This window comes from Anaerococcus ihuae, assembly GCF_928368155.1.
Taxonomy (GTDB): domain Bacteria; phylum Bacillota; class Clostridia; order Tissierellales; family Peptoniphilaceae; genus Anaerococcus; species Anaerococcus ihuae.
On sequence record NZ_CAKMRU010000001.1, the window covers coordinates 203893 to 224848 of the forward strand.

The window sequence follows — 20956 nt, forward strand, 5'->3', positions numbered from 1 at the left end:
GCCTGTCTTTTTTTTGTGGAAATTTTCTATGATATAATTAATTAAGAATGAAAAACAGAAAGGTTTGATATGAAAATAATAATTTCACCTGCAAAAAGGTTTAAACATTTTGAAAATGAAAAAACAGAAGGACTTTTGTTTGAAGAAGAAACAAAAGAATTGGTTGATAAACTTAAAAATTATTCCATAAATGATTTGGCAAATATGTTTTTTTGTAACGATGATCTTGCTATAAAAGCCTATTATGACTACAAGGATTTTGATTTTGAAAATTTAAAAAATCCAGCGATTTTTTCTTATGATGGACTTGTTTTTAAGCAATTTAAAAAAGAAGATTTCAATGATTTATCTTATTTGAATGACCATGTTTATATTATTTCTGCTTTATATGGTTTGTGTAAGCCTTTTACAGGAATTTCTGATTATAGGCTTTATATGGATTCAAAAGGACTTGATATGTATGGATTTTGGAATGATAAAATTTATAAAAAGGCATTTCAAGATGAAAATTTTATTATAAATTTGGCAAGTGCTGAATATGCAAAACTTTTGAAAAAATACCTTAAAAAAGACCAAAAATTATTGACTTTGACTTTTAAAGAAAATAGAAATGGAAAAATTCGTTCAATTGTATCCTACACCAAGCAAATGCGTGGAAGAATGCTAAAATATTTGATTAATAATAAAATTACTGATATAGAAACAATTAAAAAGATAAGGCTTTGCGATTATATTTATGATCCATATAATTCAACCGACGATGAATTTGTGTATGTAAGGGAAAACTAATGAAATTACTGCATTTATCAGACCTTCATATAGGAAAATCCATTGGCTCATATTCCTTACTTGAAGATCAAAAATTTTGTCTTGACCAAATTTTAGAAATTATTAAAAATGAAAAAATTGATATTGTTTTGATTGCAGGAGATATATTTGATACATCAATTCCAAATAATGAAGCCATGAAGGTCTATTCTGATTTTGTTGATGAAATTATTTTTAATTTGAAGAAAAAAATTATTGCAATTTCTGGAAATCATGATTCAGGGAAAAGACTTGAAATTTCTAAAAGTTTTTTTGAAAAAAATTCTTATTATATTTTTGGTAATTCTTTTGATGAGAGATTAACTTTTGAAGATGAATATGGGAAGGTGAATTTTTATCCAATTCCCTATATTTCTCTTGCAAGGGCAAAAAATGAAATTGATCCAAAGATAGAAAATTTCACTGACCTTTATAAAATTTTACTAAAAAACATAGATTACAAAGACAGAAATGTTTTGATTACTCATTGTTATGCAAATGAAAAGCCTTTTGAAGATGAAAAAATTGAAGGGGAGAAGCCTCTTACAATCGGTGGAAATGATGCTATGGACGCTCATTTATTTAAAAATTTTGACTATGTTGCCTTGGGACATCTTCACAGAAAACACTTTGTTCTTGATGAAAAAATCAGGTATTGTGGGACATTTATGAAGTATTCATTTTCAGAAATTAACCAAAAAAAATCTGTGACAATTGCAGATTTAAAAGATGATTTAAAGATAAAAGAAATAGAAATTAAACCATTAAATGATTTTGAAAAGATATGTGATTATTTTGAAAATATAGTAAAAATGGAAAATTCAAATTCTTATCTTGAATTTATTTTAAAGGATGAAAATCCAATAGATTCTCCCATGGTAAAATTGAAAATGAAATTTCCTCATGCAGTTTCAATTAGCTATGAAAATTCAATTGATATAGAAAATGAAGAAGCTTTGGACATTGACCTTGAAAATTTATCTGTAATGGAAATTTTTGAAGAGTTTTATAAGTTTAAGATGGATGAAAAAATGGGAAAAAATGAAAAAGAAATATTTAAAAAGGTGATAGAATGAAACCTGTAAAACTTGAAATGTATGGTTTTATGACCTACAAAAATAAAACTTTTATAGATTTTACAAAACTTTATGATTCAAAAATTTTTATAATTTCTGGAGATACAGGAAGTGGCAAAACTTCAATTTTTGATGCCATAAGTTTTGCACTTTTTGGAAAAATTCAAAGGCAAGGCTTTGATTTAAATGATTTGAGGAGTGATTTTTTAAGTGGAGAAGATCCAATAAGCTATGTTGATTTTTCTTTTGAAATTGATGGAAAAAATTACAGGATTAAAAGAATTCCGAGTCAAAAAGCAAAAAAAACCAGGGCAAATGTTAATGTAAGTCACAGCGTTGAACTTTATAAGATAGAAAATGATAGGGAAATTTTAATTTCGGATAAGGTTAATGAATGTGAAAAAGAAATTATAAATATTATAGGTCTTGATTTTAACCAACTAAATAGGGTTATGATTCTTGCCCAAGGTGAGTTTTCTAAATTCTTAAAATCTTCATCTGATAAAAAGGCAGAATTATTATCAAAGATTTTTTCATCTTTTATCTATAAGAATATTGAAGAAAAATTAAAAGAAGCAAGCAAAGACTCAAAGAAAAATTTGGAAAATATTTCAAAAAGTCTTGAAAGCGAAATCACTAAAAATAATCTTTTAAGTGAAAATATAGACTCTCAATTAATAGAGCTTAAAAATTTTGAAGAAATTTTTAAAATAATAGAAAAAATAAATGATGAACTTGAAAAAAATATTGATAAAGAAAATAAAGAGAAATTATCATTAGAAAAAAACTTGGAAGAAGAAAATTCTAGGCTTAATTTTTACCAAAAAGAAAATGAAGAAATCAAAAATTATAAATATTTAAATGAAAAAAGACTTGAGCTTTTAGAAGATGAAGCATACTTTAAAAATTTGAAAAAAGACTTATTTTTTGCAGAAAAGTCAATTCAATTTAAACCATATTACCAAAGTCTTCTTGATTTAAAAAATAGTCAAAAAGATTTTGAAAATAAATTATCTAATCAAAAAGAAAAACTTTCAAAAATAGAGAAAGATTTAGAGGAAAATTTAAAAAATCTTGGTAATAGGGAAGAAAGCCAAAAAATTATTAGTGAAAAAAAAGAAAGTATAGTAAAAAATCAATCAGTCTTGGATAAATTTATAAATCTTGAAAATTTAAAAAGGGATTTGGACAAAAATAAAAAAGATTTTCAGGATGGAAAAACTTACAAAAATCAAATAGAAGATTTTAAAAATAAAAAAGATATGATAGATAAAAAAATAAGAGAAAAATCAAATGACTTATTAGATTTATCTTTTAAACTAGAAAAAATAAATGAAGATAAGCACAAGATAAGCCAAAAAGTTTTTGAATATGAAAATATTTATGAGAAATCTCTTTTAAATGATAAAAAAATTAAAGATTTATCAAAGTTAAAAATAGAATTAGAAGAGTCAAATAAAGATTTTGAAATAAGCAAAAATTTATTGGAAAGGGCTGAGTTGAACAAAAAAGCTCTTTTAATAAATGATTTTAGGAAAGATTTAAATGAAAATGGAATTTGTCCTGTTTGTGGAAGGATTTTTGAAGGGGAAATTGAATATTTAGATTCTTCCCAAATTGATGGCGATAGGGCAAGGGAAGATTATTTAAATCTTAAAATCAAAATTGATTTTTTAATGGAAAAAATAAGAGATTTGGAAAAATCTATAGATGAAAATTTGGAAAGATCAGATCATATTAAGAAAAATCTTGATGAATATAAAAATAAATTAGAAAATCTTAAAATTTCATATGAAGATCTTTACGATGAATTTGAAAATGAAAAAAGAAGTAAAGATGATTATGAAAAAAAATCTTTTGCTTTTGAAAAATCCATAGAAAATTTAAAAAATAAGTTACAAAAACTTGAAAATTTGGATGATATAGAAAATTTAGAAAACAAATACAAGATAAAAAAAGAAGAAGTCGATAATTTTGATAAAAAAGATATAGAAATTTCCATAAAAAATGATAGAGACTTTGTAAAAAAAGAAGAAGAAAGAATAAAAAATCTTGATGATAATATAAAAAATCTGGAAAAAGAAAAATCCTCTTTAAATTCCTTGATTGAAAGTTATAGGTCTTATATTGAAGATACTAAGGATAAAATTTCAAAAAATGAAAAGCTATTAGATGAAAGAATAAGTGAAAATTTTAAGAATTTTGATGAATTTTTAAAGTATTTGGAAATTTCAAAAAAATTATTAGATAAAAAAGACCAGATAGAAGATTATTTTGAAAATTTAAATAACCTATCAATAAGATTATCAAGCCTTGAAAAATACAAGGATAAAGAAGAATACCAGACAGAAAATATAAAAGAAAAAATAGAAAAAATCAAAATAGATTTGGAAAAAATTAATGATTTTCTATTTTCTTTAAAAATAAAAAAGACCAGATTAGAAGAAAGCAAAGACCAAATAATTTTAATTCAAAAAGAGCTTAGCAAATCAAAAAATGATGATGCAATTCTTTATAAACTTTCAAAAATTGCAGACGGGTCCATGTCCAAGGTTTCTGGTAGGGAAAAATTAAATTTTGAAACCTTTGTTCTTTCTTATTATTTTAAAAAAATATTAAAATTTGCAAATATAAGGCTTAGAGAGATGACTGATGGACAATTTACAATGATTAGAAAAACCCAAACAAGCGATAAGAGAAAAAATTATGGTCTTGATATAGAAATTTTGGATGCAAATACGGGAAAAATTAGAAGCGAAGCTTCTCTTTCTGGTGGGGAGAGTTTTATTGCATCACTTGCTTTGGCCCTTGGACTTTCTGATGAAATAAGCGGGGAAAATGGTGGAATAAAAATCGACACCTTATTTATTGATGAAGGTTTTGGAACTTTGTCTGATGATTATTTGGAAAAAGCTATTAGAACGATTGAAAAATTATCCTACGATAATAAATTTATCGGCTTAATTTCACACGTAAAAGAATTAAAAGATGCAATTGATGCAAAAATTGAAGTTTTATATTCAAAAACACAAGGATCAAGTTTGAAGGTGGTTGTATGATAAAAATTATAATGAGCAAATTTCCCAAGGAAAATTCATCATATATTTACAAAGAAATAGAAAAAAAATTGGATAATAAAGAAAAATCTTTTTTAATTGTTCCTGAACAATACACCCTAGAAAGTGATATGGATTTTATAGATTCAATAAAATATAAATCAGTTATGGATGCAAAAGTTTTATCTTTTTCATCTTTAATTTCTTATATTTCTCAAAGGTTAAGCTTAAAAAAGAAAGAAAATTTAAATCAAGTTTCAAAAGCAATCTTACTAACAAGCGTTCTTGATGAAATAAATGAAAATTTAAAACTTTTTTCAAACAAATCTTTTGATATAGATTTTGTAAATAATCTTTCTGATTTTTTTACTAACATAAAAGAATATTATTTTGATGATGATTTTTTTGATTCAATCAATAAAAATGAAAATCTAGATCCAATGACTAGGTTAAAATTTGAGGAAATAAAATTAATTTATGATGCTTATATAAAAAAGCTTGAAAATTCATATATAGACAAGGAAGACGAACTTGAAATTATAAAAAATATTTTAAAATATTGTGATTTTTTTAAGGGAGTAAATTTTTATTTTGATAAATTCGATCTCTTATCAGATTTAAGACTAGATTTTATTAAAGAGTTAATTAAAATTGGGGCGAAAATCACAATTTCAATTTCAATGGACTGGAAATATTATGAAAATAATATGGCAAATGATATGGATATTTTTAACCAAAGTATGAGATTTGTTGAAAGTTTAAAAGAAATCGACCAAATTAAAATCATAAATCTTGAAAAAAATAATAAGCTTTCTGATATTAAGCACCTTTATGAAAATTTTGAAAAATATAATCCAAAAATTTATGAGGAAAAAACTTCAAATATAAATATAATTGAATCAATTTCATCTCAAAATGAGATAGAAAATGCCTCCTTAATTATTGAAAAGCTTATAAGAAGTGGTCATTCTTTTTCAGAAATTTCTCTTGTAATGGCAAATGCGGATGAGTATGAAAATCTTATAAAAAGAATTTTTTCAAGGGCAGAAATTCCTATTTTTATTGATAAGTCAAAAAAATTATCTGATAATCACATAGTAAAAACTTGGTTTTCCTTGATTAGGCTTGTAGTTTTTAATTTTAGAAAAACAGATCTTGAGGCTTTTGTAAGGTCAAATGTTCTAGATTTTGGAGAAAATTCTTTTGAAAGAGTCTTGGCCTTTCAAAATTATATAAATACAAGAAAAATCAAAGGCACTATGATTTTTGATGATAAATATTTTACTTTAGATGAAAAATTTTATCAAAATGATGAAAAATTGAAAAATGAGAAAAAAGAAGAACTTGAAAAAGTAAATTCAATTAGACAGATTATAATCTCTTTGGTCAAAGACTTGTATGAAATTAGAAATGAAAAATTAAAAGCTATTGATTTTGTTAAAGAAATTTTTAAAATTCTTGATACCGATATAATTAAATCTGGTTTTAATCAATTCCAAGAAAATATTAAGGAAAATAAACTTGATATTTTTGAAGAAAACAGCCAAGTTTGGGATAAATTTTTGACGAATTTGGAACAAATTGCAGGAATTTTGGAAAATTCTTATACAAGCCTTGATAAAATTTATAAATTATTAGAAAAATCATGTGAAGCTTCATCAATTGGGATTATTCCTCCAGCAATTGACCAAGTTTTGATTGGTGATTTTTCAAGAGATAGGATAAATGATAGAAAGATTAAAATTTTTGTGGGAATGACTGATATTTATTTTCCTGGAAATAATAATAGCGATATCTTAATTTCAGAAAATGAAAAAACTGCTTTGGAAAAAGAGGGCTACGACCTTAAAATTTATAAGGAAAAAAAGGATGATAAGATTCTTTTGAATTTACTTAGGATGTTTACTTCATCAGAGAAAATATTTTTCTCCTATTCTCTTATAAATAAGGCCAATGATCCAATGAATATGGCAACAAGTATTTCTGATATTATAAATATTTTCCCAAATATAACTTATAAGAAAATCACTCAAAATAAATTTTCCAATATAAAATATTCGACTGATCTTTTAGATTTAAAGGCAAGCGAAATTTTGTGGAATATAAAAAATAAGAAAAATACAAGTGAAAATGAAAAAGAATTTGTAAAATCATATTTAAAATATAAAAAAGACCATAATGATAATTTTAATTATTCCAAAAATTCTTCATATAATTTATTTTTAAAAGGATTTACCTATTCAAATGAAAAATTTCCTTTAAGAGAAGATATTTCAAAAAAACTTTATAAGAAAAATAAATTTTCAGTTTCAGAAATTGAAACTTATGCAAAATGTCCTTACAAATATTTTGTAAATTATGGACTTAGGGCTAAAGAAAATAAAAATTTAGACGTTGATAATTTAGAAATTGGAAATATTGTCCACTATAATATGGAAGATATTTCAAAAAAATTGCAAGGAATAGATCTTGAAAAAATAGATGAAAAAGATTTAGAAAAAATTGTAAATGAAAGTTTTGAAAAAGCTATTGAAAATTCTCTTGATAGGGACAGGGCAGGGGATAAGAAAAATAAATTTATCCTTTCAAATATCTATGAGTCAACTCAAAAATCTTCAAAAAAAATCATGGACCAAATAAAAAACGGTAGGTTTCAAATTGATGGGGTTGAGGAAAAATATGGAAAGGGCGAGAAATATCCCCAAGTTCATGTTGATGAGAAAAATTATCTTGAAGGAAGAATTGATAGGATTGATAGGTTTAAAAATTATATAAGAATTATTGATTATAAAACTGGAGCAAAAGAAATCAAAATTGCCAATGTTTTAAATGGTTTTGAGCTTCAATTATTTGTCTATATGCTATCAATAAAAGAAAAAAAATCTGAAAATTTATCACCAATTGCAAGCTTTTATCTTCCTTTAAAAGATGAAGTGAAAAAGCTTGACAAGGCTTATGATGAGGATGCAATAAAAAAAATCTATGATGATAAGACAAAAATGAATGGCCTTATTGTAAAAATAAATGAGGAAGTCTTAAAACTTTTGGACAAGGATTTTGATGGGAAAAAATCTGATATATTTAAAATTTCTAGGGGAAATGCCAATATTTTTTCTCTTGAAGAAGAAGAAATTTTGGAAAAATTTATTAAAAATCTAATTTCAAAATATATTTTTGAAATTAAAAATGGAAATATAAAATTAAATCCTCTTAGAATAAACCAAAACACTTATGAATGTACCCATTGTCCTTACAAGTCAATTTGTAAATTTGATTATTCAAATGACCAAGATAAGTTTAAGGATGTGGATAATAAAATTTCTATTAATGATATAAAAAAGGAGCTATCAGATGAGTAAATTTAAGCCAACTGATGATCAAAAAAAAGCCATAGAAACTAGGGGTAAAAATATTATTGTGTCTGCTGCTGCAGGAAGTGGAAAAACTAGGGTTTTGGTTGATAGGGTAATTTCTTTGATGGTTGAAGAAAAAATTCCTATAAAAAATATGATTATTGTAACTTTCACCAACAAGGCTTCTGTTGAAATGAAAGATAGGATAAGGGAAAAATTAAATGATTTACTCAAAGAAGAAAAGTCTGACAAAATTTTTATAAAAAATCAAATTAAATCTATAAATGATGCTTTTATAAAAACTCTTCACTCATTTTGTGCAGATATGTTGAGGGAAAATTTTTATTTGTCCGATAATCTTTCCCCATCTTTTAAAATAGCAGCCGATTCCAAACAAGCTTTGTTGAGAAAGGATGCCATTGATGAGCTTTTTGAAAAAGAATACGAAAAAAACCATGGAGAATTTATAAATTTCTTGCATAATTTCGGATCAAATAGGTCAGATGATGATGCAAAAAAAATAATTCTAGACCTATATGATTTTTCAAAAAGTCAAATAGACCCTCACAAATGGCTGGAAGATAAAACAAGTTCGAATTTTGATTTTGAAAAATTTAAGGCTTATATAAAAAAGAGAATAGAAAATATTTTATCAAGTGCAAAGGATTTGGAAATTTTTATAAAAGAAAGGTCTATGCGAGATAAGTATGTAGAAATGATTGAAAGTGACTTAAATTTTTTTGAATATATAAAAAATTCAATAGATGAAAAATCTTGGGATTATATTATAGAAATCTTTGGGAAAAGTCTTTCAAGAATGGTTACAATGTCAAAAAAAAATGATGATCCAAACGAAAATTTATATGTTAAGGCTAAAAAAAATGCCTACAAAGATGAATTTAATTTGATAAAAGATTTGATAAGAAACACGGATTCTATAACTAGGGGATTTTTTGATCCTTTGGAAGATAAAATTTTAAAAGAATTAAAATATTTGGTTTTTTCCTTTGAAGAAATTTATACAAAGAAAAAAAGAGAAGAAAATTATTTGGATTTTTCTGATATGGAACATGAATTTATAAATTTATTGGAAAATGAAGAATTAACTAATAAATTAAAAAAACAATTTAAATATATTTTCTTTGATGAATACCAAGATTCAAATGATATTCAAAATTATATTGTAGAAAAATTAAAAAATGAGAACAATCTATTTTTTGTAGGTGATGTAAAACAATCAATTTATGGTTTTAGAAATGCAAGAGCTGAATTATTTTTGGAAAAATTAGATTCTTATGAAAAAGATGAAAATTCATTAAGGATAAATTTGTCCAAAAATTTTAGAACTGACAAGGACTTGATTGATTTTAATAATTATATTTTTGAAAGGCTTATGACAAGAGAAAATTCTGATATAGCCTATAAGGATGATAATCACAGATTAAATTATCATTTTGAATTTGATGAAAACTATCCAAAAGTTTCAATCAAGGCTCTTTCCAAAAATTTAAATGAAGAAGCTTATTTGGTAAAAGAGATAAATAATCTAGTAAATTCTGGACTTGAATACAAGGACATAGCAATATTATTAAGGGCATCTTCAAAAGCATATTTGTATGAAAATGAACTAAAAAAAGCAGGAATTCCATTTTCATCTGATATTTCAAAAGTTTCCTTTGAAACTGTAGAGGTAGAATTTTTTATAAATATTTTAAAATATATAGCAAATCCTAACGATGATATAAGCCTGCTTTCAGTTTTAAGAAGTGAGATATTTAATTTTTCTGAAGATGATTTGGCAGAAATTAGTCTTTCATCAAATAAATCTTATTTTTACCAAAAATTTAAGGATTACGAAGAAGAAAATGAGGGCGGTTTATCCCAAAAAATTTCAGATTTTAATACAATTTTTACAGATTTTTCCTATATTTTAAATTTTTCAAATATGTATGATTTTGCTAATTTTATTTTTGAAAATTCTGGACTTTATGACTTTTTAAAGGCAAGGGACAGGGCAGATGAAAGAATAAAAAACATCGAGGCTTTTATAGATTTGATGGATGATTATGATAAAAATAATGAAAATTCCCTGTTTGGATTTTTAACCTATATCGATAATTTGAAAAATCAAAAAAAGGATAATTTGAAAGCTTCAAGAAACCTATCTGATGATGAAAATTTAGTTAGAATTATGACCATTCATAAATCCAAGGGTCTTGAATTTAAAGCAGTAATTTTGCCGGATTTTTCCAAAAGATTTAACACTCGTGACAATTCAAAAGATATAGTTTTGGATAAAGATTTGGGAATTGGGATTAACATTGCCGATTGGGAAAATAAAATAAAAATTTCTTCAATAAAAAGAGATTTGATTTTGGAAAAATCAAACCTAAATGATAAAAAGGAAGAAATGAGAGTTTTGTATGTCGCCCTAACCCGAGCTGAAAGAAAAATTTCTATTATTGGGAAAAAAGACCTAAATGAAAAGGGCCTTGAAAATATTTTGAATGCAAATTCTCTTTTGGATTTATCATCATACATGGATTGGATTTTAAAAATATTATGCAATGATAAAATCATGAGTGATTTTGTTGACGTTGATTTTAAAACTGACGCATTTAATAAAGGATTTTTAGATATTGAATATGTAGAGGAATTTGAAGAAAATTCACATGAGGATTTAACTGATATAAATAAAATAATAAATTCAGATACCTACAATGAGAAAATTTATAAAAATATAGAAGAAATTTTTAATTTTTCCTATAAAAATAAGGAAAATATTAATAAATCTTTGAAAAAATCTGTAACAGAAATCGCTAAAAATTATGATTTATCAAATGAAGGCTACGAGAAATCTTCCTTTGATCAAAAAGAAATTTCCTATGATTTTAGAAGACCAAATTTTGAAGAAATAAAATTATCACCAACAGATAAGGGATCTTTGATCCACAAAATTTTCCAAGAATTAGAAGTGAAATCTTATGATTTACATTCACTAGAAAAAGAAATAAATAGATTAATTGACTTGGGAAAAATAAAAAAGGACTACCTTTCATATATAAATTTTGAAAATATTTTGGGATTTTTTAACTCAGAAATAATTAAAAATATAATAAAAAAATCACCAAAAATTCGTAAAGAAGAATCTTTCCTTAGAAAAATTGATAATTTTTATGTAAATGGACAGATTGATATTATGTTTGAATTCAAAGATGAAATTGTTCTTATGGATTTTAAAACAGATTCAATAAAAAGAGAAGGATTTTATGATAAGCAAGTTGAAATTTACAAGGACTCCATAGAAGAAGCTCTTGGAAATAAAGTTACATCATCTTATATTTATTGGTACAATTTTAAAGAATTTGAACAAGTTAATAAAAACCACCATTAATATCAAAAATTGATCCTGTAATATAAGAGCCTTTTTCAGATATTAAAAATTCAACGAGATTTGCAATTTCTTCGGATTTTGCAAATCTTTTTTCTATCAAATCTTCTTTCAAAGATTTTTTATCATCTTCAGATAAATCAAATTTAGTCATATCAGTATCAACAATTCCCGGAGAAATTGCATTTACTCTTATATTTGAAGGTAAGAGTTCTTTTGAAAGAGCTTTTGTTAAAGAATTAACTCCGCCCTTACTTGCAGAATAAGCAACCTCAAAACTTGCTCCTAAATTTCCCCAAATAGATGAAATATTTATAATAACTCCAGATTTTTGACCAACCATATTTGGAATTGCTCTTTTTGAAGTTAGAAAAATTGAAGATAAATTTGTATTTATAATCTCATTCCAAGATGCAAAATCCATATCTTGCAAAAGGCCGAAATAAGAAATTCCAGCATTATTTATTAAAATATCTACATGAGAAAAATTTTTTTCAGAAATTTCAAATAAATTATTTACATCTTCTTCGTTTTTTACATCACATTTTACGGCAATGACATTAGGATTTGTAAGCCTTAATTCATTTAATAAATTTAAAGCCTTATCCTTATTTTCCTTATAAGTTAAAACCAAATTGTAGGTAATATTTAATTTTTTTGCAATAGCAGCACCAATTCCTCTTGATGCGCCCGTTATTAATACAGTTTTCATATCATGATTATATCATATATTAAAGGGTAAAATTTAAGATAGGAGGGTAATATGAAATATTATAAACTAAATGATGGAAACAAAATACCGGCTATGGGTTTTGGAACTTATAGAATTACCGACAGAGAAGATATGGCAAATGCAATCGAGTCATTTTTTGAAAATTCTTATGAGTATTTAGATACAGCAAAAATTTACAATAATGAAAAGATGATAGGGGATGAACTTAAAAATTCTAACAAAAAAAGAAGTGAATACCAAATAGCTACAAAAGTTTGGCCAAGTGATTTTGGATCTGATAAAACAAAAAAATCATTGGATGAGTCTCTAGAAAAATTACAAACAGATTATTTGGATGTGGTTTTACTTCATTGGTTTGGAAAAGATTTTGATAAATCATGGAAAGTTTTTGAAGATTACAAAAGACAAGGGATTGTAAAAACAATAGGAGTTTCAAATTTTGAGCTATCTCAATTACAAAAACTTTTAGAAATTGGAGAAAAACCTGCAATTGATCAATTGGAATCTAGCCCACATTTTCAGAATGACGAAACCGTAAAATTTTTAAAAGAAAATAATATAATCCACCAAGCCTGGTCACCAATCGCTAGGGGAAGAAGTGAATTATTGGAAGAATTTGTGATAAAAAAACTTTCAAATAAATATAATAAGACCCCAGCTCAAATAGTTTTGCGTTGGCATATAGAAAGAGGATCAATGCCAATTCCAAAATCAACAAACCCAAAAAGAATAAAAGAAAATATAGAAATATTTGATTTTTCACTTGATGATGAAGACATGAAAGCGATAAAATCAATTGACCTTAAAAAAAGATATTCATCAGACCCAGAAGATGAAAAGTGGTTAAAAGACTTACTTGGAAAAATGTAAAAAATATTAAAAAAATTCTGCAAATTAATGCAGAATTTTTTTAATATGGGGCATATTGTTTGATTTTTTCTTATCTATTTTCAAAAATTTCTTTTATTTCGTCTTCATTTATTCCGACCATAGCTTCGCCAAGATCTTTTGAAACTTCTAAAATAATTTCAGGTTTATCAAAATTTTCTACGGCTTTTACTATAGCTTTTGCTCTTTTTTCTGGATTTCCAGATTTAAAGATTCCACTTCCAACAAAAACACCATAAGCGCCAAGTTGCATCATCAAAGCAGCATCGGCAGGAGTTGCAACTCCACCAGCAGAAAGATTTGCAACAGGAAGTTTTTTGTTATCCCTTACATATTTTAAAAGATTTACGTCAACTGCCAAATCTTTTGCATATGTGAAAATTTCATCATCAGTTAAAACAGAAATTCTTTGAATTTCTCTGTTTATTTCTCTCATATGTCTTACAGCTTGAACAACATTTCCTGTTCCTGCTTCACCCTTTGTTCTAATCATTGAAGCACCTTCAGAAATTCTTCTTAAAGCTTCAGAAATATTTCTTGCTCCACAAACAAATGGGGTTTTAAATTTCTTTTTATCAATGTGGTTGTAATCATCTGCTACAGTTAAAACTTCAGATTCATCTATATAATCAACTCCTAAGGCTTCAAGGATTTGTGCTTCAACAAAATGTCCAATTCTAACCTTAGCCATTACAGGAATTTTTACGGCATTCATTATCTCTTCAATCATTTTTGGATCGCTCATTCTAGAAACGCCACCAGCAGCTCTAATATCTGCAGGAACTCTTTCAAGAGCCATAACAGCACTTGCACCAGAAGCTTCTGCGATTTTTGCTTGCTCAACGTTCATAACGTCCATGATAACCTTTTTTTCAAATTTAGCATTTATATTTTTTTCAGTCATTTTTATCTCCTTAAGCTTTTTCTTGATTATATTATATGATAAACTGTAACTAATAAAAGTAACAAAAAATAAAAAAATAAGGGGTACAGATGTATTTAAATTTGCCAAGAAATGAAAAATATCTTTATGAAAAAATTTATCAAATAATAAAAAATAAAATAATAATAGGAGAAATCAAAGAAGGTGAGAAACTTCCTTCAATAAGAAATTTATCAAAAGATGTTAATGTATCAATAAATACAGTAAAAAAAGTTTATTATAAATTAGAAGAAGAAGGATATATTTATGCAAAAGATAAGAGCGGATTTTATTGTAGAAAAATTGATGATTTAATTATTTTAGATAAAAAAGAATTAAATAAAAATAAAATTGAAGATGAAAAAATAAAATATGATTTTTCTATTAGTGGTGTTGATTATGGAAATTTTCCCTATAAAATCATGCAAAAATATATGAAAGAGGCAGTAAATAAAAAAGATTTAAAAATTTTAGATAAGGGATCTTATAAGGGATATCCGCCTTTAAGAGAAGCTATAAAGACATATCTAAAAAATTCAAGAAATATAGAAACTAATGCCAGAAATATAATTATTTCATCATCAACTGAGCATTTATTTTCCATGATAAAAAAACTTCTCACCGACCAAACACTTTTTGCCTTTGAAAACCCAGGCTACGCCTTTGGCAATAAATTTTATACTTATGATCTTAAAAATCCAATTCCTCTTGAACTTGATGATGAGGGAGTAAAAATTGATAAGTTATCAGATTTAAATGCCTTGTGTTTATTTGTGACCCCTTTCAATCAATTTCCGACGGGCACAGTTATGTCGATTCAAAGGAGAATAGAAATTTTAAATTGGGCTTCTCTTTCAAAAGATAGGTACATTATCGAAGATGATTATGACAGCGAATTTAAATTTAAGGGATATCCAACAGAAAGCTTAAAGGCAATGGATGAAAATTCTGATGTTATTTATTTTGGATCTTTTTCTAAATTAATAGCTCCATCAATGAAAATTTCTTATATGATTTTGCCAGATTATTTGCTTAAAAAATATGAAATTAATTTTAAAGATCTTTCAAATACAGTTTCGAATTTTTTGCAAAAAGCCCTAGCTTCTTTTATAGAAAGTGGTGAATTTGAAAAACACATCAATAGGATGAAAAATATTTATTATAAAAAATTTGATTTTATTTTTAAAAAAATAAGTGAGATTGATGAAATTTCTTTTCTTTCAAAATCAAATTCCCTAAATTTATTAATAAAAGTTGATGATTCGATAAATATAAAGAAATTTACGAAAATTTTAATTGAAAATTCTGTAAGGCTAGTAAATTTAAATAAGTTCACATATAATAAGTTTGAGAAAGAAAATTATTTTATTATGGGCTATGCAAATTTAAGTTTGGATGAAATAGCTACAGGTTTTGATATTATAAAATATGCAATAAAAAATTCAAAAATAAATTAAAATCTCTCTTTGCAGAGATTTTTTTATTTTTTAAATTTTTAAAAAAAATAGTTGAACATTGTTCAGAAAGTTGTATCATATATTTGTAGCAATTAATGAACAGTGTTCATTTTAAAAAATTAGGAGTAGGTATAATGAGTGATCAAATAAATAAAAAAGAAAAAATCATGCAAGCAGCTTTGAAAATATTTGAAAAAAAAGGAGCGGAGAAAACTTCTGTTAGGGATATTATGGCCGAAGCAGGCTTTGGACTTGGAACTTTTTATCTGTATTATTCGGATAAAAATGATTTAAAGGAAAAAATGGTTTTGAATTTAGCAACAGATATTATTTTAAGTGCTGAAAAAACCTGTGTTCAAGAAGATCCTATAGAAAGATATATTTCTTTCGTGGATTACATTATTGATTATTTGATTTCTCATCCTTTTGAGCTTGATCTTTTGAGTAAAAATATAACTTGGACTCTTTATACAAAAATTGAAAATGATTATGGTTTAAGCGAGGCTGATTCTACCTTGCAATTTATTTTAAATAAATACGATAATTTATTTTTAACAAACCACACTGAGTCTGAAAAATTATATATTTTATCTCTTACTCTTGAAATCATGATGTCTACTTGTAAAAGCGCTGTTTTAGAGGATTCAATTTTAACGATTGGTGAAATGAAACCAGTTTTATTTGCTATTATTAGAAAAATTTTTAATAGAATAGGAGAGAATAAATGAAAAAAATAACGAAGTTTATTTCGCATCATCCTAGACTTGTATTATTAATAATGACTATATTATTAATACCTTCTTGGTTTGCTTATAAAAATACTGGTGTAAATTATGATATTTTGTCATACTTGCCAGCTGACTTAGAATCAACCCAAGGTCAAGAAATTCTTGATAAAGATTTCAAAAATGCTGCCACGGGCATGCTGCTTTTGAAAGGTGATGATTATGATGCTGATAAACTTAAAAATGAAATATTAAAAGTTGATGGTGTAGAGGATGTTATATCAAAAACATCTATTCTTGGAGATAGTGTCCCAAATGAATTTTTGCCAGATGAGATAAGGGATGTTTTTTATTCAAAAGATTGCACCTTGTTAATGGTAAAATTTGGTGAAAGTTCTTCATCTTTTAGGACAATGAAGGCTATAGAAAATATTAAAAAAATTGAATCTAAAGAGAAGTTTTTAAGTGGAATTAGCTCACTTGTAAAAGATACAAAAGATTTAATAGATCACGAAACACCAATTTATGTTGCTTTGGCAGTTGTTTTGGCCTTGGTTGTTTTATCTCTTACAAATGAATCAACAATTATTCCATTTTTATTTATCTTAAACATTGGCTATGCAATTTTATATAATTTTGGTACAAATTTATTTTTGGGAGAAATTTCCTACATCACAAAAGCTATAGCTGCAGTTTTGCAACTTGCTGTTACAACTGATTATTCAATATTTTTGTATCACAGATATGTTGAAGAAAAGAGAATCAATAAAGATAAAAATGATGCAATGGATGTAGCAATCCAAAAAACTATATCATCAATTTTTGCTTCTTCACTTACAACTTTTGCTGGATTTATAGTATTAATCCTAATGCGTTTGGGACTTGGAAAAGATATTGGCCTTGTTATGAGTAAGGGTGTTTTACTTGGACTTATGTCAACGATAGTTGTTTTGCCACCAATGATTTTGGTTGCAGAAAAATTAGTTGATAGGTTCAATCATAAAATATTTCTTCCTACATTTGAAAAAACTTCACATTTTGTCCTAAATCATAAAAATGGATTATTTATTGCCTTTTTGATTTTATTTATTCCTGCAATCTATGGAGCAAGAAATACTGACTTATATTACAATTTGGACAGGTCCTTGCCACAAGATTTGGATTCCATAGTTGCTTTAAATAAAATGAAAAAAGATTTTAATATGGCATCAACTCACTTTGTTGTAGTTGATGAAGATTTGAGCAAAAAAAATATAAATTCACTTGTAGATGAATTAAAGTATGTTGATGGAGTTAATAGTGTTTTAAGTGCAAATTCTTTGACAGGTTTAACCATACCAGATTCAGTTTTACCTGATAAATTAAAAGATAATTTCACTAAAAACGGCTATCAAATGATAATGATTAATTCAAAATATCAGACAGCTTCTGATAAGGTAAACAAGCAAGTTGACCAGATAAATAAAATTGTAAAAAATCACGATAAAAAAGGATATTTAACAGGAGAAGCAGTTTTAACAAAAGATTTGACAATTTTATCTGATAGAGATTTTAAAATGGTAAATATAGCTTCAATTATTATAGTTTTTATAATTATATCTATAGTATTTAAGTCATTTGCAATTCCAGTGGCTTTAATTGCTGTAATCGAGCTTGCAATTCAAATAAATATGGGAATTCCATTTTATTTTGGTCAAACTATTCCATTCGTTACATCAATAATTATTGGAGTTGTTCAATTGGGATCAACCATAGATTATTCAATTTTAATGATGGACAGGTTTATTGCAGAATACAAGGAAGTTAATGATGTAGACCAAGCTTTAAAATTGACAGTAAAAGAAACATCAAAATCAATAGTTACTTCAGCCTTATCATTTATGGCAGCAACTGTTGGAGTTGGTTTATATTCAAAAATGGAAATTGTATCAACAATTTGTATGTTTTTGGCAAGGGGTGCAATAATAAGTATGCTTGCAATAATCCTATTTTTGCCAACATTAATTAAAATAGCATTTCCATTTATAAGAAAAACAACAAAGGGATTAAATTAGGAGGAAGATATGAAAAATAAATTCATGAAAGGATTTTCATTAGTTCTTGCAAGTAGCTTGTTGATGACTAATGTTGCCTATGCACAAGAAGCAAATATTAGAAAAAACGAAACAATTTATGTTACAAAAGAAGCTGACAAAATTAAAGATAAAACAGGATCAATCTGGATAAACTCTGACAATAATATCAAAGTAAAAGATAAAACAAGTTTAAAAGATGTAAAAAATTTAAAAACTGATAAAAAAGTTGATCTTGAAAATGGATATATAAATTGGAATGAAGATAGCAAGGATATCTACTACCAAGGAAAAACAAAAGAAGATTTACCAGTTGATATTAATGTGAAATATATTTTGGATGGAAAGGAAATGACCTTTGATAAATTAAAGGGAAAATCTGGTCATTTAAAAATTGAAATAGAAGCAGTGAATAAAATAAAAACAAATGCAAAAATAAATGGCAAAGAAAAGGAAGTTTATTCACCATACCTCGCTCTTACAGAAATAAGTTTTGACTCAGCTAAGGTTAAAAATCTTACAACAGATGATGGAAAAATTGTAAAAGATGGAAAAAATCAAATAGTTGCAGGAATCCTTACTCCAGGTTTAAAAGAAAATTTCAAGGGTTTAATTGAAAACGACAGAATAGATTCTTTTAAAGATAAAATACAAATGGAAATGGATGTAAAAGATTATGAGCCTACAGAAATTTATGCCTTAATAAGTAACGAATTTTTCCAAGATGAAACTAAGCTTTCTTCAATCGATGAATTAGAAAATGGGATAAATGAGCTTGAAGATAATGCAGCAAAACTTGTGGATGGAGCAAATAAATTAGGAGAAGGAAGCAAAAAATTAAACGATGGAATTGGAAAATTAAATGAAGGAGCAGGACAATTATCCCAAGGATCAAGTAAAATTGTAAGCTCTTTTGACCAATTAGCAAATGGATTTTCAAGCTTACCAGGAAAAATTCAAACAGTAAATTCTGCAGTAAGTCAATTAAATAATGGTGGATCAAAACTTTATTCTGGAGTAAACCAATATACAGGGGCAGTTGGCGAAATAAATAAGAATATGGCCTTATTAAACCAAGGAGCAGAAAGCTTAAACAATGGTGCAAGTGAAATAGATTCATCACTTGAAAAACTAAATAAGGGAACAAGTTCATTAAGAAAAACTTTAACACAAAATTCAAATAATAATGATTTAGGAAAACTTACATCTTCAATGGGTGACTTATCAAATGGGCTAGATCAATTATCAAAAGGAATAAGTCCACTTGCAGATAGCCTAAGTCAATTAAGTGGGGGACTTGCAAAAATTGATCAGTCATCAAAAGCCTTAAATCAAGGAATAGAAAATCTAAATCAAAATGCTCAAAACCTACCAAGTCTTGACTCTGATATAGAAAATTTAAATGCACAAATAAATTCAATTGATCAAGTCATAGGAAATTTACAAGCAAAAAATGAAGATGGTTCTATGTCAGGGGAAATTGAAAATTTAAATGCAATAAAACAAGGACTTTATGCTGAGGCTCAAGCTTTAGGTGCAAAAAATCAAGGAAATTCTGCTATAAAAGTAGGTTTTGGTGAAATTTCAAAATCTTCATCTGACATTTCAAATGCAATCGGACAAGAAAACAAGGGTCTTGGTCAAGTAAGCGAAAAATTAAACCAATCAAAAGAAAAAATTCAAACATCATCAACTAAGCTTTCAGAAGCAAGCAAACAAATTTCTGATGGATTGTCAAAAGCTAATATCAAAAAATTACAAGACTCAGTTGTAATGATTGATGATGCAACAGGTAAAATTAAAGCTGGTTCAGAAAAATTGAAAGCTGGAGCTAATCAAAATCAAATTGGAGTAAATAAACTTTCAAATGCCATAAATGAGCTTGATTCAAATTCTGAAGAGTTAAGAAATGGGTCAGCAAGTCTTTCTAGTGGTTTAAATCAATTCCAAGAAAGATCAAAAGCTTTATCATCACTTCAAAATATAAACGAAACAGCAATAAATCCAATGGCAAATGGAATTAAACAATTAGATAGTGGAATAAATAAATTAAGTGATTCAACTGGACAATTGAAAAATGGAAGTGATCAATACGAATCATCATTTGAAAAATTCCAAAAAGGCCTAAGTGATTATAAAACAAAAGGAATAGATAAATTATCTGATAAATCAAAAGATATAACAAAAGCTAAAGATGTATTAGATCAAATGTCAAAATTGGCTAAAGAAAATAATTCTATTACAGGAACAAGCGATAATTTTGAAACAAAATCAAGAATTATTGAAAAAATAAAATAAGAAAATTGTAAATAATTTTTAGTATCAACCCAAACCTTAAAAAAGGGGTATGGGTTGATATTTTTTATGTAAAATTTTTTTTATAAAAAAGAGCTTTCTTATATATTCTTATAAAAAAAATCCGATATCACATATCATAATATAATTTGTGATATCGGAATTTTATTTTAAAATAAAA

General features: G+C 26.1%; 12 protein-coding genes. 10 read left to right on the forward strand and 2 right to left on the reverse strand.

Annotated features, from left to right (window positions below):
- Positions 1-69 precede the first annotated feature (69 nt).
- From L6653_RS00945 to L6653_RS00965, 5 genes are read left to right on the forward strand one after another with little or no spacing between them, the layout of a single operon-like run.
- On the forward strand, positions 70-789 hold the full coding sequence (locus L6653_RS00945; protein ID WP_236785004.1) for a YaaA family protein: 720 nt from the start codon (positions 70-72) through the stop codon (positions 787-789).
- Positions 789-1883: an exonuclease SbcCD subunit D gene (locus L6653_RS00950; protein WP_236785006.1), complete on the forward strand. Its 1095-nt coding sequence runs from the start codon at positions 789-791 to the stop codon at positions 1881-1883. Before L6653_RS00945 ends, L6653_RS00950 begins: the two co-directional genes overlap by 1 nt.
- On the forward strand, positions 1880-4942 hold the full coding sequence (locus L6653_RS00955; RefSeq protein ID WP_236785007.1) for an AAA family ATPase: 3063 nt from the start codon (positions 1880-1882) through the stop codon (positions 4940-4942). Before L6653_RS00950 ends, L6653_RS00955 begins: the two co-directional genes overlap by 4 nt.
- Positions 4939-8298 (forward strand): PD-(D/E)XK nuclease family protein, encoded by a 3360-nt coding sequence (locus L6653_RS00960; RefSeq protein ID WP_236785008.1) that lies wholly within the window; start codon positions 4939-4941, stop codon positions 8296-8298. Before L6653_RS00955 ends, L6653_RS00960 begins: the two co-directional genes overlap by 4 nt.
- Positions 8291-11686: a UvrD-helicase domain-containing protein gene (locus tag L6653_RS00965; protein WP_236785010.1), complete on the forward strand. Its 3396-nt coding sequence runs from the start codon at positions 8291-8293 to the stop codon at positions 11684-11686. Before L6653_RS00960 ends, L6653_RS00965 begins: the two co-directional genes overlap by 8 nt.
- Here L6653_RS00965 and ymfI read toward each other — a convergent pair.
- Positions 11667-12395: an elongation factor P 5-aminopentanone reductase gene (gene ymfI, locus L6653_RS00970; RefSeq protein WP_236785012.1), complete on the reverse strand. Its 729-nt coding sequence runs from the start codon at positions 12393-12395 to the stop codon at positions 11667-11669. The two genes, L6653_RS00965 and ymfI, sit on opposite strands and share 20 nt — an antisense overlap.
- A 51-nt stretch (positions 12396-12446) precedes the next feature.
- On the opposite strand from ymfI, the gene L6653_RS00975 reads away from it, so the two are divergent.
- Positions 12447-13286 (forward strand): aldo/keto reductase, encoded by an 840-nt coding sequence (locus L6653_RS00975; RefSeq protein ID WP_236785014.1) that lies wholly within the window; start codon positions 12447-12449, stop codon positions 13284-13286.
- A gap of 70 nt (positions 13287-13356) precedes the next feature.
- Here L6653_RS00975 and pdxS read toward each other — a convergent pair whose 3' ends face one another.
- Entirely contained in the window at positions 13357-14208 is an 852-nt protein-coding gene (pdxS, locus tag L6653_RS00980; RefSeq protein WP_058990729.1) for a pyridoxal 5'-phosphate synthase lyase subunit PdxS, read from the reverse strand.
- 89 nt (positions 14209-14297) lie between these two features.
- Between pdxS and pdxR the strand changes: the two genes are divergently transcribed.
- The 4 genes from pdxR (at position 14298) to L6653_RS01000 (ending at position 20778) form a co-directional block, all read left to right on the forward strand.
- Complete coding sequence (gene pdxR / locus L6653_RS00985) at positions 14298-15683, forward strand: MocR-like pyridoxine biosynthesis transcription factor PdxR (RefSeq protein WP_236785017.1); 1386 nt, start codon at positions 14298-14300, stop codon at positions 15681-15683.
- Between the two features lie 134 nt (positions 15684-15817).
- A complete protein-coding gene (locus L6653_RS00990) occupies positions 15818-16411 on the forward strand; it encodes a TetR/AcrR family transcriptional regulator (RefSeq protein WP_236785018.1) in 594 nt (197 codons plus the stop codon).
- A complete protein-coding gene (locus L6653_RS00995) occupies positions 16408-18462 on the forward strand; it encodes an efflux RND transporter permease subunit (protein WP_236785020.1) in 2055 nt (684 codons plus the stop codon). Before L6653_RS00990 ends, L6653_RS00995 begins: the two co-directional genes overlap by 4 nt.
- Before the next feature lie 9 nt (positions 18463-18471).
- Positions 18472-20778: a methyl-accepting chemotaxis protein gene (locus L6653_RS01000; RefSeq protein ID WP_236785022.1), complete on the forward strand. Its 2307-nt coding sequence runs from the start codon at positions 18472-18474 to the stop codon at positions 20776-20778.
- Positions 20779-20956: the final 178 nt, after the last annotated feature.

Coding starts and splice junctions, on each gene's coding strand:
- L6653_RS00990 (WP_236785018.1), top strand. CDS start 15,818: ATGAGTGATCAAATAAATAAAAAAGAAAAAATCATGCAAGCAGCTTTG.
- L6653_RS00960 (WP_236785008.1), top strand. CDS start 4,939: ATGATAAAAATTATAATGAGCAAATTTCCCAAGGAAAATTCATCATAT.
- L6653_RS01000 (WP_236785022.1), top strand. CDS start 18,472: ATGAAAAATAAATTCATGAAAGGATTTTCATTAGTTCTTGCAAGTAGC.
- L6653_RS00950 (WP_236785006.1), top strand. CDS start 789: ATGAAATTACTGCATTTATCAGACCTTCATATAGGAAAATCCATTGGC.
- pdxR (WP_236785017.1), top strand. CDS start 14,298: ATGTATTTAAATTTGCCAAGAAATGAAAAATATCTTTATGAAAAAATT.
- L6653_RS00955 (WP_236785007.1), top strand. CDS start 1,880: ATGAAACCTGTAAAACTTGAAATGTATGGTTTTATGACCTACAAAAAT.
- ymfI (WP_236785012.1), bottom strand. CDS start 12,395: ATGAAAACTGTATTAATAACGGGCGCATCAAGAGGAATTGGTGCTGCT.
- L6653_RS00995 (WP_236785020.1), top strand. CDS start 16,408: ATGAAAAAAATAACGAAGTTTATTTCGCATCATCCTAGACTTGTATTA.
- L6653_RS00945 (WP_236785004.1), top strand. CDS start 70: ATGAAAATAATAATTTCACCTGCAAAAAGGTTTAAACATTTTGAAAAT.
- L6653_RS00975 (WP_236785014.1), top strand. CDS start 12,447: ATGAAATATTATAAACTAAATGATGGAAACAAAATACCGGCTATGGGT.
- pdxS (WP_058990729.1), bottom strand. CDS start 14,208: ATGACTGAAAAAAATATAAATGCTAAATTTGAAAAAAAGGTTATCATG.
- L6653_RS00965 (WP_236785010.1), top strand. CDS start 8,291: ATGAGTAAATTTAAGCCAACTGATGATCAAAAAAAAGCCATAGAAACT.